This is a genomic window from Ectopseudomonas alcaliphila (assembly GCF_900101755.1).
Taxonomy (GTDB): domain Bacteria; phylum Pseudomonadota; class Gammaproteobacteria; order Pseudomonadales; family Pseudomonadaceae; genus Aquipseudomonas; species Aquipseudomonas alcaliphila.
Genome location: NZ_FNAE01000007.1, coordinates 15,665 through 29,219 on the forward strand (window position 1 = coordinate 15,665; position 13,555 = coordinate 29,219).

General features: G+C 61.3%; 14 protein-coding genes. 6 read left to right on the plus strand and 8 right to left on the minus strand.

Annotated elements, in window-relative coordinates:
- Positions 1 to 42 precede the first annotated feature (42 nt).
- Positions 43 to 801, minus strand: coding sequence for a DUF975 family protein (locus BLR77_RS19140; protein ID WP_074680785.1), 759 nt, complete (start codon positions 799 to 801; stop codon positions 43 to 45).
- A 182-nt stretch (positions 802 to 983) separates the two neighbouring features.
- On the opposite strand from BLR77_RS19140, the gene sbcB reads away from it, so the two are divergent.
- On the plus strand, positions 984 to 2,432 hold the full coding sequence (sbcB, locus tag BLR77_RS19145; RefSeq protein ID WP_074680787.1) for an exodeoxyribonuclease I: 1,449 nt from the start codon (positions 984 to 986) through the stop codon (positions 2,430 to 2,432).
- 199 nt (positions 2,433 to 2,631) lie between these two features.
- On the opposite strand, the gene mvaT is transcribed toward sbcB, so the two are convergent.
- A complete protein-coding gene (mvaT, locus tag BLR77_RS19150) occupies positions 2,632 to 3,006 on the minus strand; it encodes a histone-like nucleoid-structuring protein MvaT (RefSeq protein ID WP_074680789.1) in 375 nt (124 codons plus the stop codon).
- Positions 3,007 to 3,300: 294 nt separating this feature from the next.
- Here mvaT and purU point away from each other — a divergent pair, with 294 nt between their 5' ends.
- From purU to BLR77_RS19165, 3 genes are read left to right on the plus strand one after another with little or no spacing between them, the layout of a single operon-like run.
- A complete protein-coding gene (gene purU / locus BLR77_RS19155; protein ID WP_074680791.1) occupies positions 3,301 to 4,152 on the plus strand; it encodes a formyltetrahydrofolate deformylase in 852 nt (283 codons plus the stop codon).
- A 45-nt stretch (positions 4,153 to 4,197) separates the two neighbouring features.
- Positions 4,198 to 4,623, plus strand: coding sequence for a CBS domain-containing protein (locus BLR77_RS19160; protein ID WP_074680794.1), 426 nt, complete (start codon positions 4,198 to 4,200; stop codon positions 4,621 to 4,623).
- A 16-nt stretch (positions 4,624 to 4,639) separates the two neighbouring features.
- A complete protein-coding gene (locus BLR77_RS19165) occupies positions 4,640 to 4,819 on the plus strand; it encodes a hypothetical protein (protein ID WP_074680796.1) in 180 nt (59 codons plus the stop codon).
- 41 nt (positions 4,820 to 4,860) lie between these two features.
- Here BLR77_RS19165 and BLR77_RS19170 read toward each other — a convergent pair whose 3' ends face one another.
- On the minus strand, positions 4,861 to 6,738 hold the full coding sequence (locus BLR77_RS19170) for a methyl-accepting chemotaxis protein (protein WP_074680798.1): 1,878 nt from the start codon (positions 6,736 to 6,738) through the stop codon (positions 4,861 to 4,863).
- A 156-nt stretch (positions 6,739 to 6,894) separates the two neighbouring features.
- Between BLR77_RS19170 and BLR77_RS19175 the strand changes: the two genes are divergently transcribed.
- Positions 6,895 to 8,370, plus strand: a complete 1,476-nt coding sequence (locus BLR77_RS19175) for a helicase HerA-like domain-containing protein (RefSeq protein WP_074680800.1) — start codon at positions 6,895 to 6,897, stop codon at positions 8,368 to 8,370.
- A 132-nt stretch (positions 8,371 to 8,502) separates the two neighbouring features.
- On the opposite strand, the gene BLR77_RS19180 is transcribed toward BLR77_RS19175, so the two are convergent.
- Together BLR77_RS19180 and BLR77_RS19185 are read right to left on the minus strand one after the other, a co-directional pair.
- Entirely contained in the window at positions 8,503 to 8,724 is a 222-nt protein-coding gene (locus tag BLR77_RS19180; protein ID WP_074680802.1) for a hypothetical protein, read from the minus strand.
- A gap of 244 nt (positions 8,725 to 8,968) precedes the next feature.
- Entirely contained in the window at positions 8,969 to 9,844 is an 876-nt protein-coding gene (locus tag BLR77_RS19185) for an aldose 1-epimerase (RefSeq protein WP_074680804.1), read from the minus strand.
- Positions 9,845 to 9,951: 107 nt separating this feature from the next.
- On the opposite strand from BLR77_RS19185, the gene BLR77_RS19190 reads away from it, so the two are divergent.
- Positions 9,952 to 10,707: a FadR/GntR family transcriptional regulator gene (locus BLR77_RS19190; protein WP_074680806.1), complete on the plus strand. Its 756-nt coding sequence runs from the start codon at positions 9,952 to 9,954 to the stop codon at positions 10,705 to 10,707.
- A 7-nt stretch (positions 10,708 to 10,714) separates the two neighbouring features.
- On the opposite strand, the gene BLR77_RS19195 is transcribed toward BLR77_RS19190, so the two are convergent.
- The 3 genes from BLR77_RS19195 to BLR77_RS19205 all read right to left on the minus strand — a co-directional run bounded on the left by BLR77_RS19195 (position 10,715) and on the right by BLR77_RS19205 (position 13,532).
- A complete protein-coding gene (locus BLR77_RS19195; protein WP_074680808.1) occupies positions 10,715 to 11,617 on the minus strand; it encodes an EamA family transporter in 903 nt (300 codons plus the stop codon).
- A 106-nt stretch (positions 11,618 to 11,723) separates the two neighbouring features.
- Entirely contained in the window at positions 11,724 to 13,004 is a 1,281-nt protein-coding gene (locus BLR77_RS19200) for a TRAP transporter large permease (protein WP_074680810.1), read from the minus strand.
- Positions 13,005 to 13,532 (minus strand): TRAP transporter small permease, encoded by a 528-nt coding sequence (locus tag BLR77_RS19205; RefSeq protein ID WP_074680812.1) that lies wholly within the window; start codon positions 13,530 to 13,532, stop codon positions 13,005 to 13,007. It lies immediately after the preceding gene.
- Between the last annotated feature and the right edge of the window lie 23 nt (positions 13,533 to 13,555).

Consider the following 13,555-nt stretch of genomic DNA (forward strand, 5'->3'; position numbering starts at 1 on the left):
GCCAGTGAACTGGCCCGAGCTGCATCGGCTTATTGGCTGGCCTTATTGGGCGGCAGGCAGCACGCCAAAGATAGTGCGATACAGCACGCCCATGGCTACGACCATCAGCGGAATGCTCCACACCAGACCGATACCCAGCGGGATGGCGCTGACCATGACGATCAGGCCGAGCACCAGGAACAGGCCGAAGACCTTGAACCAGTGCTGGGTGATGGCCTTGCGCGAGGCTTCCAGGGCCTGCCAGGGCGACAGGCCGCGCTCGACCACCAGCGGGACGGCCAGCAGGTAGGCCACACTCAGGTAGATGCCGGGGATCAGCAGCAGGATGATGCCGAGGTAGATCAGCAGCATCATCACCACGGCGGTGATGATCAGCGGTACGGTGCGGCCGAAGTGGCTGAAAATCTCGTTGAAGCTCAGCGGCTGGTCGGCGGCGCGGCGAATGCCGACCATATTGATGCCGGCCATGAAGGGGTAGGCCAGGGCCGAGGCCAACAGCGAAATCAGGATCTCGCCGACGAATACCAGAAACAGGTTGTCGCTCAGGGCGCCAAAGATGCCGACCACGCCGCCGAGGATGAAGGTGGCGGCCAGCAGCACCACGTAGAACACCAGAAAGCCGCCGATGATGATGCCTTTGGTGCCCTTGACCTTGCTCCAGGACTCGCTCAGCAGTTCGCCGATGCTGAAGTCATAGCCGCGTGCCAGCGCTTCTTCGATGCTCGGTGTCTGGTTCGACGGCGTTTGTTGCAGATCGCTGCTGGGAGCAGCATAGGGATTGGGGGTGATCGCGTCACTCATGGTTGCATCCTTGTATGTAGAGTGGGGGGCTGCCAATGCTAGTGGTTACGGCGCTTGCTCCACAAGTGCAGCGCACCTGGCGCTGCAGCAGCTGTGCGCTGGTTCATGCTTTGGCCCGCAGCGGTGAGCCTGGAAGTGGATGATAGACTGCCGACAACTTTACGTCAGGTACGGAGCCGCCAATGACTTCCAGCATCTTCTGGTACGACTACGAGACCACCGGTATCAATCCGCGGTGTGACCGTCCGCTGCAGGTGGCGGGTATCCGTACCGATGAGGCGCTGAATGAGATCGGCGAACCGCTGAACATCTACTGCCGCCCCAGCGACGACATCCTGCCGCACCCCGCAGCCTGCCTGGTGACCGGCATCGATCCACAGCGCCTGCAGCAGTTGGGGCTGGATGAGGGCGAGTTCATGACCCGTGTGCATGCCGTGCTCTCGGCGCCCGGCACCTGTGGCGCCGGCTACAACAGCTTGCGCTTCGATGACGAGGTGACGCGCTACAGCCTCTATCGCAACTTCTTCGACCCTTATGCGCGCGAGTGGCAGGGCGGCAACAGTCGCTGGGACCTGATCGATCTGGTGCGCACCGCTTATGCGCTGCGGCCCGAGGGAATCGAGTGGCCCGAAGACGAAGGGCGCGTATCGCTCAAGCTGGAGCGGCTGACTCAGGCCAACGGCATCGACCACGGCCAGGCTCACGATGCACTGTCCGACGTACGCGCCACCATCGGTCTGGCGCGGCTGCTGCGCGACCGGCAGCCAAAGCTATACGACTTTCTTTACCAACTGCGTAGCAAGCAGCGAGTGCTGGATCAGATTCGCCTGTTACAACCGCTATTGCACATTTCCGGACGCTTCTCCGCTGCGCGCCACTATCTGGCGCCGGTGCTGCCGCTGGCCTGGCATCCGCGCAATCGCAATGCGCTGATCGTCTGCGATCTGCAGGCCGACCCGTCGCCCTTGCTGAATCTGGACGCCGATACGCTGCGTAGTCGTCTCTACACCCGCCGCGAGGACCTCGCCGAGGGCGAGTTGCCAGTGCCGCTGAAGCTGCTGCATATCAATCGCTGTCCGGTAGTGGCGCCGCTTGCGGTACTGCGCGAGGCGGATCGGCAACGCCTGCAACTGGACTGGTCGATCTGCGAGCGCAATGTCGAAGTGCTGAAGAATGAACAGCCGCTTTGGCGGGACAAATTAGCGGCCATTTACCGTGAAGAAGCCTTCGCAGGCAGTAACGACCCCGAACAACAGCTTTACGATGGTTTTATCGGTGATCGTGACCGTCGTTTGTGTGAGCAGGTGCGTAGCGCTCCACCCGAGGCATTGGCCAACGACAAAAAATGGCCATTCGATGATGCGCGACTGCCAGAGTTGTTGTTTCGTTATCGGGCGCGCAATTTCCCCGCCAGTCTGTCAGCGGCTGAATCTCAGCGTTGGGCAGAGTTCTGCCGGCAGCGTCTGAGCGACCCAGAGTTCGGTGCTCCCAATACCCTGGCGCAATTTCACGCGGCGTTGGAGCAGTTGCGCACGGACTGCAACCCAGGCCAATTGCAACTTCTGCAGCAGTGGCAGGCGTATGCGCAGGCGCTGCAGACGCGTTTTGCCGAGAGTCCCGCAGGCGTTTAAACCGGAGAGAGACAGCCAGGACAATGCGCAGGGGCGATGGTTCTCGTCAGCTTTGATAAGAAAAATGCAGGGGCCGGGAACTTTTCGCCCGCTTAGCGTTGTTGCTGATGCCAACAATTGCCCAAAACTGTTACGTCTGAAAAAAACATAGGCAATAAAAAACGCCAGCATGGCTGGCGTTTTGGGTGTCGCTCAGGAGTTAGCCCAGCAGAGTGGCCCAACCTTCGACGACATCGGCGCCCCACTTGGCTTTCCACTCTTTCAGGGTCTTGTGGTTGCCGCCTTTGGTTTCGATCACTTCGCCGCTGTGCGGGTTCTTGTACTGCTTGACCTTGCGCGCACGCTTGGCAGCAGCAGGCTTGCTGGCGCGTACGCCTTTGCCGGTTTTGGCTTCAGGGTCGAGCAGGGCGATGATGTCGCGCAGCGACTTCTGATATTCGCCCATCAGGGTGCGCAGCTTGCCTTCGAATTCCAGTTCTTTCTTCAGCTTGTCGTCTTGCGACATGTTCTTCAGACGCTCTTGGAGCTCTTTGATGCTTTCTTCGATGTTGCGGTATTCGTTGATCAGCGACATGGGCATTACCTTGGCGTGAATAAGTCTGTGGTAGTCAACAGTGGCCTAATAATAGTCACGCACTTATAACAAGTAAACAGCAGGCCACAAAATAACCGCAATGCAATGCAACCCTTTGTGTCGCTCAGGCTTAATTAAATCGGCTACTGCAACGAGGTCATGAAGTTGTCGGTGCGCTCAAATAGTGCGCGTTCTGAGCACTCGGCCGCAGGCTTTTGCAGGCGCATGGCTGCTGCAGTTTTGCCAGCATATCGTTAGAATGGCCGACTTTGCGCCGCCATTGGGGTTTTAGTTATGCGCACGTTCAGATTAGTCATCTCCTGCCCTGACCGCGTCGGCATCGTTGCCAAAGTCAGTAATTTTCTAGCGACCTATAACGGCTGGATTACCGAAGCCAGTCACCACTCCGATACACAGAGTGGCTGGTTCTTCATGCGTCACGAAATCCGTGCCGACTCGCTGCCGTTCGATCTGGATGGCTTCAAGCAGGCGTTCTCGCCCATTGCCCGCGAGTTCTCCATGGAGTGGCGTATCACCGATTCGGCGCAGAAGAAGCGCGTGGTGCTGATGGCCAGTCGCGAGTCGCACTGCCTGGCCGATCTGTTGCACCGTTGGCACAGCAATGAACTCGATTGCGAGATTCCCTGCGTGATCGCCAACCATGACGACCTGCGCAGCATGGTCGAGTGGCATGGCATTCCGTACTTCCACGTTCCGGTCGACCCCAGGGACAAGGCTCCGGCCTTCGCCGAGGTCGAGCGTCTGGTCAAGGAGCATCGGGCCGATGTCATCGTCCTGGCGCGCTACATGCAGATCCTGCCGCCCGCGCTGTGCGCCGAATTCGCCCAGCGTGTGATCAACATCCATCACAGCTTCCTGCCGTCGTTCGTTGGCGCCAAGCCCTATCACCAGGCCTCGCTGCGCGGTGTCAAGCTGATCGGCGCCACTTCGCACTACGTCACCGAGGAGCTGGACGCCGGCCCGATCATCGAGCAGGACGTGGTGCGCGTGACCCATCGCGACGATATCGAGGAAATGGTGCGCCTGGGCAAGGATGTGGAGAAGATGGTGCTGGCGCGTGGGCTACGCTATCACTTGGAAGACCGAGTGCTGGTGCACGACAACAAGACGGTGGTGTTCGACTGATCTTGCTGCGTGGGCCGGCCCGATGTACGTCAGAGGAGAACGCTCATGCTCAAGTCCATCAAGGTGCGCGACTACATGACTCGCCATCTGGTGACCTTCAGGTCGGACACCGATCTGTTCACCGCCATCAACCGACTGCTGGAACACCGGATTTCCGGGGCGCCGGTGGTCGACTCCCAGGGCCATCTGATCGGTCTGCTGTCGGAGGGCGATTGTCTGCGTGGCATTCTCTCCGGGGCCTATTACGAGGCGACGGGCGGGACGGTCAGCACTTACATGACCACCGAGGTGGAAACGGTGACGCCCGAGGCCGACATCATCGAGTTGTCCGAGCGTTTTCTGCGGGGGCGGCGGCGGCGCTTGCCGGTGATCGAGCACGGTCGTCTGGTGGGGCAGATCAGTCGTTGCGACGTGTTGCGCGCCGTCAAGGAGTTTGCCCAGCACGAGCAGGGCTCCCTGGAAGTCAGCTGATGGAGGCTCGAACGGCATGACCGATCCACTGGAAAAGGCCACCTCAAAGGCGCCGCCGACCCTAGGCGAAGGATGCGTACGGCGATACGATCCCGATGCCCTGAGCGAAGAGGATGGGACCGAGTTCGCCGAGGCGGCCGAACTGTGGCGTCAGCTGCAGGAGCAGGCCGAAGACAAACCTGAGCATGAGCGATAACCAGAAAGGGCGCCGCGGCGCCCTTTCTGTGACTGGCTGTTTCAGATTCGGAAACTGTCGACCATCTGCTTGAGGCGTGCGGCCTGCTGTTCCAGATCGCCACAGGCGCGCAGGGTGGCCTGCAGGTTTTCCACGCCCTCCTGGTTGAGGGTGTTGATCTCGATGATGTCCATGTTCAGGGACTCGATCACCGAGGTCTGCTCCTCGGTGGCGGTGGCCACCGACTGGTTCATCCCATCGATCTCGCCGATGCGGGCGGTCACCGTGCCCAGCCGTTCCCCAGCCTGATTGGCGATTTCCACGCTTTCTTCGCTGTAGCGCTGGCTTTCGGTCATGGTGGTGACCGATTCTCGCGAACCGACCTGCAGTTCCTCGATCATTTTCTCGATTTCCTGCGCCGACTCCTGAGTGCGATGCGCCAGGTTGCGCACCTCGTCGGCGACCACGGCGAAACCGCGTCCCGCCTCGCCGGCACGAGCTGCCTCGATGGCGGCGTTGAGCGCCAGCAGGTTGGTCTGCTGGGAGATGCTCTTGATCACTTCGAGAATCTGGCCGATATCAACGGTCTTGCTGTTGAGCATCTCGATCTTGGCGCAGGCGTCGCTGATCTTGTCCGACAGCTCGCTCATCGAGCGGATTGCCTGCTGTACCACCTTGCCGCCGTCTTCTGCCTGATGACGCGCATCCGATGCTTGATTCGAGGCATCGGCGGCGTTGCGGGCAATTTCCTGTGCGGCGGCGCCGAGCTGGTTGATGGCCGCTGCCACGCTGTTGGTGCGGCTGGCCTGTTCGTCGGAGTTGGCCATCGACGAGTTGGAGGCGTTGACCACCAGCTTGGCCACTTCGTTGACCTGGACGGTGGCCGATGACACTTCACGGATGGAGCTGTGGATGCGTTCGACGAACTGATTGAACGAGCGCGCGAGGGCGCCGAATTCGTCATTGGACTGGATCGCCAGGCGCTTGGTCAGGTCGCCGTCACCTTGTGCGATATCTTGCATGGCCTTGCCCATGGCGGTCAGCGGCTGCATCAGCACACGGATCAGCAGGCCGAGCAGGGCGATGATCAGCACCACGGCAATCAGCGTGGCGATGATGGCCGAGGCGCGAAACTCGGTGAGCATGGAATAGGCCTTGGCCTTGTCGATCGACAGGCCGATATGCCAGTTGACCGAGGGCAGGCCCTTGACCTGCCTGAAGGTCAGGATGCGGGTGTTGCCGTCGAGCTGCGCCTCGCTGAATTCGCTGCTGATGCGTGGTGTGTTCTGCGGGTAGATGTCCTTGAGGTTCTTCATCACCAGATTCTTGTCCGGGTGCACCAGAACCTTGCCATCGGCGCTGACCAGAAAGGCATAGCCGATGCCGTCGAAGTCCAGCGCGTTGATGATGTTGACCAGGGTTTGCAGGCTCAGGTCGCCGCCGACCACGCCGGCCGGCCTGGCCGGCGTGGCGATGGTGATGATCAGCTCGCCGGTGGCGGCATCGACGTAAGGCTCGGTAAGGGTGGTGCCGCCAGCGGCCAGGGCGTCCTTGTACCAGGGGCGGCTGCGTGGGTCATAGTCGGCGGGCATCTGCTCGTCCGGGCGCATGGTGAAGCCGCCGCTTTCGGTGCCCAGGTAGGTGAAGGCGAAGGAGGAGGTCAGCGCCTTCTGCTCCAGCAGTTTGACCACGCGATCGGGCTCGCTGTCGTTGCTGATCGACTGCGCTGCACTTTCCACCAGCAGGATGCGTCCGGACAGCCAGTTCTGGATGTTGCTGGCGGTCACGTTGCCCATTTCATGCAGATAGCTTTCCAGGTCCTCGCGGATGGCGTTGCGTTGCAGGTAATCGTTGTACAGGGTGAACAGCGAGAAGGCGGCAATCACCACCAGGGAGGCTGCGAGCAGAATCTTGTGGCTGAACTGCAGGTTTTTGCTCATGTCGTCTTGCGTCCGGATGGCTCTGGAACCAGTCTTGTATTCCACGGCTGCGCTTGCAAGAGCGTTTTCGCGGGCTGTTGCGGCAGATGGAGTGGTGTTGCTCTGCTGTTTGTATCGGCATATCTGCAGTAAAGCTTTAACCCAGGGGATGGCAAGATGCCTTTGAATTCACAGTTCGTATTGGGTGCCGGCAGTGAGGGGCAGGCGGTTGGTCAGCCTTTGCGCCTGGCCAACCGTCACGGTCTTGTTGCGGGTGCCACCGGTACCGGCAAGACGGTGACCCTGCAACGGTTGATCGAGACGTTCAGCGACGCCGGGGTGGCGGTGTTCGCCGCTGATGTCAAAGGTGATCTCTGTGGTCTGGGCGCTGCCGGCGCGCCGCAAGGCAAGGTCGCTGAGCGCATCGCCAGCATGGCCTGGTTGAACCATCAGCCGCAGGCTTATCCGGTGACGCTGTGGGACGTGCATGGCCAGAGCGGCCACCCGCTGCGCACCACGCTCAGCGAAATGGGGCCGTTGCTGCTTGGCGCCCTGCTCGAGCTGACTGACAGCCAGCAGGCGGCGCTCTACGCAGCGTTCAAGGTGGCTGACCGCGAAGGTTTGTTGCTGCTCGACCTGAAAGACCTGAAGGCGCTGCTCGGCTACCTCAAGGACAATCCGCAAGTGCTGGGCGAGGACAGCGCACTGTTCACCAGCACCTCGGCGCAGGCGCTGTTGCGTCGTCTGGCAGGGCTGGAGCAGCAGGGCGCCGAGGCCCTGTTCGGTGAGCCGGCGTTGCAGCTCGAAGACCTGCTACACCCTGACCGCGATGGCCGCGGGCGCGTGCATCTGCTCGATGCCTCCCGCCTGATTCATGAGGCGCCCAAGGTGTATGCGACGTTCCTGCTGTGGCTCCTGGCCGAACTGTTCGAGCAACTGCCGGAGCGCGGTGATGCCGACAAACCGGTGCTGGCATTGTTCTTCGACGAGGCGCACCTGTTGTTTCAGGGGACGCCCAAGGCGCTGCAGGAACGCCTGGAACAGGTGGTGCGGCTGATTCGCTCCAAGGGCGTCGGGGTGTATTTCGTCACGCAGTCGCCGAGTGATCTGCCGGACGATGTCCTGGCTCAACTTGGCCTGCGTATCCAGCATGGCTTGCGCGCCTTCACGGCCAAAGAGCAGAAGGCCCTGCGTGCAGTGGCCGATGGTTTTCGACCGAACCCGGCGTTCAGCACGCTCAATGTACTTACCGAACTGGGGATTGGCGAAGCCCTGGTCGGCACGTTGGAGGAAAAGGGCACGCCGGCCACGGTACAGCGTGTGGCCATAGCACCACCGCAGTCGCGTATCGGCCCGCTGAATGAGTCCGAACGTGCGACGTTGGTGCGCCAGTCACCGTTAGCTGGCCGCTACGACAAGCCGGTCGATCGCGAATCGGCCTATGAGCTGCTCACCGCGCGTGCCGAACAGGCTCGCAGTGAGGCATCAGCCAAGGTGGCGGGACAGCAGAAGGCGGAGCCGGGGTTGGGCGACATGGCCAGCGACCTGATTGGCAGCGCGATGAAGAGCGCGCTGCGTCAGGCCGCCAACCAGATTGGCCGGCAACTGGTGCGGGGGCTTTTGGGTTCGCTGACGGGTGGCAAGAAGCGTTAGGCAAGCGCTGAAATCTTCGTCATTCCCGCACAGGCGGGAATCCATAACTTCAGCGTAATCGGACTCCCGCCTTAGCGGGAGTGACGGTAGAAAGCCTTTTTGCAGGGCGGGTGAATCTGGGGCGGCGTGTCGCTAGCTGGCAGCTTCGTCGGCAGCGTCCTGCTTGTCCTGGTGTTCTTTCTCGATTTTCTCGATTTCTTTCTCGAAGGCCTGGTCGAGCAGGCTGGGCTTCTTGCGCCAGGGTTTGCGGTCGGGGTCCGGTTGAGCGGCGTAGGTGATGACTTCTCCGCCGTACACATCCTTGTAACGCTGCGCCTGGCGCTCGAGTTCGGCGCGCAGTTCGTCTTTCGTCACTGTTTTTACCTGTAGGTTGTGATCGACCCACGCGACAGCTGAAACACCAGGTTTCGCTGTCGCGCTAAGGGATCAATCTAAAGTGCTTCGCCATGGTTGGCTGGGAGAACAGTTTGCAAAGTTTCACGCTTTGCATCTTTCTCCTTTCTCTTCAGTTACTTATCTATCTGTAACTTTTTTCCGAGAAAAGTTGCATTGGGCAACTGGCGCGTATTATCGCCAACGCCCCTTGAATGTCCAGTGATCAGCCGGCAAGCGCCTGGTAGTGCAGGCTGAAACTCATCTGCAAACTTTGCTCCGCTGCCAGTAATTTTAGCCCCGGGCGCCCCGCTAGATGATGGGCGTTGACCGGGTGAGTGACGGGCTCGAAACAGAAGAAGTTCTGCGCCTCTGGGCAGAACAGCAGAAACACATCGCTGCCCTGTGCTTCACAGACGAGCTGATACCCCGCGTCCGCTTGAATGATGCGAGCGCGCCCCGGCCATTGGGTAAAAGCATTATCGACAACTTGCTGCGGCAACACGGTGGGCTCGGCGAAGTTCCAGGCGTGCGGTAATTCGACCCACTGACTGGAAAGTTTGTCTTCGCTGCATAACCAGACGCCGCCTGCTTGTACCTGCAAGCGCGTGTGCGCAGTGCGCGGCAGATAAGGATGCAGGCCGAGTCCATACCAGCTGGGCTGCTCGCCAAGATGGGTGGCTTGTAACGTCAGGCGCAGATGGCCCTCAGTGAGCTGTACGTGGAGAGTGGCGTGATAGGGAAAAGGCGATTGGCTCTGCAGTTCCAGGCTGGCGCTGTCGGACGTCGCATTGACTATCTGCCAGGGTTGTTGCCAGGCACTGCCATGTATCGGCAGAGGTTCGTGTGCGGTGTTGGCGTCAAGCGCTTGCCAGCCGGTGGGCGTAGCGAAACCACCGCCGCCAATGCGGTTGGACCAGGGCAGCAACGGGTAGCAGGCCAGGCGTCTGGGATTGGCGGCAGTCAGCGCCTGCTCGTCGCTGTGGCGGAGCAGTGCTCGGCCATCGCTGAGGCGTACCCAATTGACCAGGCTTGCGCCCAGTTCCGGGGCGAGGGTCAACTGTGTCAGGCTATCGCTCAGGGTCAGCAGAGTCGTTGGCATTTGGCGCTCCTGGGGCGTTAATTGTCGGGAATTCATAGTGTCATCGTACAACTGCTGGGCTATCATTACGGCAAAGCCTCAAGTCTTAAGTCGAGAACTCGTCCACCATGGAAATGCAAAACGCTCAACCTCGTGCTCGTCGCAAGCACCGCAGCCTGGCCCAGGAGCTGGTCGCTGAGCTGTCGCAGCGCATTCGCGATGGGCTGATCAAGCGCGGTGAGAAGCTGCCGACGGAGTCGGCGATCATGGAAGAGCAGGGCGTCAGCCGTACGGTGGTGCGCGAGGCCTTGTCGCGCTTGCAGGCCGCAGGTCTGGTGGAGACTCGTCATGGCATCGGCACTTTCGTGCTGGATACGCCCAGTGCCAGTGGTTTTCGCATCGACCCGGCGACCATCGTCACGTTGCGCGACGTGCTGGCCATTCTTGAACTGCGTATCAGCCTCGAGGTGGAGTCTGCCGGAATGGCGGCTCAGCGTCGTAATGATGTGCAGCTGAAGGCCATTCGCGAGGCGCTGGATGCTATCAACGAGAGCGCGATGCATGCCAGCGACGCGGTTTCCTCGGACTTCCAGTTCCATCTGCGCATTGCCGAGGCCACCGGCAACCGCTACTTCACCGATATTCTCAGTCATCTGGGTACCAGCATCATCCCGCGCACCCGGGTCAATTCCGCCAGCCTGGCGCGTGACGATCAGACCCACTACATGGCGCGTCTGGAGCGTGAGCACGAGCAGATCTTCGAAGCCATCGCGCGCCAGGATGCCGAGGCGGCGCGGGCAGCGATGCGTCTGCACCTGACCAACAGCCGCGAGCGCCTGCGTCAGGCGCACGAAGCGGCCGAGGCCGAAGCGCTGCACGGCTGAGCAGCCGCTAGCGACGGTAAGCCAGCAAGACAATCCCGCCCACCACGATCAGCCCGCCGAGCACCTGCAGCGGGCCGAGCAACTGGCCGAGCACCAGCCAGCCCAGCAGCATGCCGGCCACCGGCTCCATGTTCATCACCGGCGCGTTGCGGGCAATGTCCAGGCGCGGCATCAGGATGAACAGCATCGAGAACGCCGTGCCATAGAGCAGCACCAGGCATGCCAGGGCGACCCAGCCGGCCGCCGCGTTGGGCAGGCCCAGGCCGCCGGGCAGCGCACCGCTGGCGCCGGCCAGGGCCGAGGCGCTGAATACCACCGCCATGGTCAGCATGCTGCGCACCCGCCCGGGCATGACCGACAGTCGATGCTCGGTAATCCACAGCGCAACGGCGAATACCCCCGCCGCAGTCAGGCTGAACAACACCCCTTCGATCCAGCGTGCGTCGAGCTGAGCCTCGCCGGACAGGCGCGCCGGCACGTCCAGCACCAGCACCAGACCGAACAGAATCAGGCCCATGATCATCGCGGCGCGGCCGCTTGGCGCCGCGCCACCGAGCGCCCAGGTGAGCAGCGCCAGGAGAATCGGCGAGAGGTTCACCACCAGCAGCGCCAGGCCTACCGGAATGCGTGCCACGGCCGAATAGATGCAGAAGCTCTGCACCGCGATCAACAGCCCCAGCACCAATTGCCAGATCCATGTGGCGCGGCTCAGGCGCAGCGAGTCGCGTTGCCACAGCACCAGAGCGGCGAGCACCAGCAGGGTGCCCCCGGAGCGGCAGAGCATGGCCATCAGCAGACCGGTGTCGTGGTCGAAGGCGATACGCGCGGCGATGTGGTTGCCGGCGAAGGAGCAGGCCAGGGTGGCGAGGATCAGCGCAGCGATATGCCGGGGGAACGGGGTTGCTGACATGGCAGGGCGATACGTCCTTATAAAGCGAGAGCCGCCAGGCGGCGGCTCGGGTTGGATGAGGTAGCCCCGCAAGCGGGGCGGCTAGTCAGCGCATGCGATCACTGAATCAGAGCACGACGCTGGGCAGCCACAGCGAAATGGCAGGGATGTAGGTAACGGCCATCAGCACGGCGAACAGCGCGATGTAGAACGGCAGCAGCGCCTTCACGGTGTTTTCGATGGTGACCTTGCCGATCGCGGCGCCAACGAAGAGTACCGCACCTACCGGTGGCGTGATCAGTCCAATACCGAGGTTGACCAGCATGATCATGCCGAAGTGCACCGGATCGACGCCGAAGGAGGTCACCACCGGCAGCAGAATCGGGGTGAGGATCAGGATCAGCGGCGCCATGTCCATCAGCGTGCCCAGCACCAGCAACATGAAGTTGACGCACATCAGGATCACGTAGCGGTTGTCCGAGAAGGTCAGGAACGCAGTGGTGATCTTCGACGGAATCTGCATCAGGGTCATGATGTAGCCGAAGCTGGCGGCGAAGGCGATGAGGATCATCACGATCGACAGTGTGCGCACCGTGCGGTGCAGCATCTTCGGCAGTTCACGCCACTTGTAGTCGCGGTAGATGAACATGGTCACGAAGAACGCCCAGACCACCGCGACAGCCGCCGATTCGGTGGCGGTGAACACGCCACTGAGGATGCCGCCGAGGATGATGAACATGGTCATCAGGCCCCACAGCGCTTCCACGCAGATCTTCAACGCCTGGCGTAGCGGAATCACTTCGCCCTTGGGGTAGTTGCGCTTCTTGGCGAACCACAGACACAGCGTGGCCAGGGTTACGCTCATCAGCAGACCCGGGCCGATACCGGCCACGAACAGCGCGGCGATGGATACGGTGCCACCGGCCGCCAGCGAGTAGATCACCGAGTTGTGGCTGGGCGGGGTGAGCAGCGCTTGTACCGAACCGGAGACGGTGACGGCGGTGGCGAACTCACGCGGATAGCCCTTCTTTTCCATTTCCGGGATCAGCACCGAGCCGACCGAAGCGGTATCAGCCAGGGATGAGCCGGAGATGGCGCCGAAGAAGGTCGAGGCGGTGATGTTGACCAGTGACAGGCCGCCGCGGACGAAGCCGATCAACACCCCAGCAAACGCCACCAGGCGCCGGGCCATGCCACCTTCGGCCATGATCGCGCCGGCCAGGACGAAGAACGGAATGGCCAGCAGGGAAAATTTGTTCACGCCACCGGCGATCTGGATCATCACCGCGTGCAAGGGGATATCGATCCACCAGGCGCCGATCAGTGCGGAAACGCCAAGCGAATAAGCAACGGGGACGCGTAGCAGGATAAGGACAATGAAACTGCCCAAAAGAATGGCGGCATCCATTTATGCGGCCTCCTTGGAATCTTCGCAGTTCTCGTAGTCGACGACGCGGCGCTTATGTTGATCGCCGTACAGCAGTTGTTCGATGACGAACAGGAGGGTGATGAAACCGCCCACCGGGATTGGCATGTAGCTGATGCCGACGCGTACCGAGGGCAGGGTGCTGAGGTACTGGTTCCAGGTCGCTACGCAGAGCTTGTAACCCCAAATCAGCATGAACAGTGCGATGCCGCCCATGATCAGGCGCACGAACAATGTGATCAGCGGTGCCAGTGCTTGTGGCAGGCGATCGGTCAGTGAGGTCACAGCCATGTGGGCACCCGCACGGTAGCCAGCAGCGGCACCGATGAAGGTGAACAGCACCATCAATAGCACTGAAATAGGCTCGGGCCAGCCCAGTCCTTGACCCAGCACGTAACGGCTGAATACGCCCCAGGGGATAATCAAAGCCATGATCACGATCGCCAGGCCGGCGGTCGCGATACAGGCACGGTAGATGGCGTCATTGACGCCCAGAACCAGGTTTTTCATGAGACTTCACCGGTTGCGCGGCG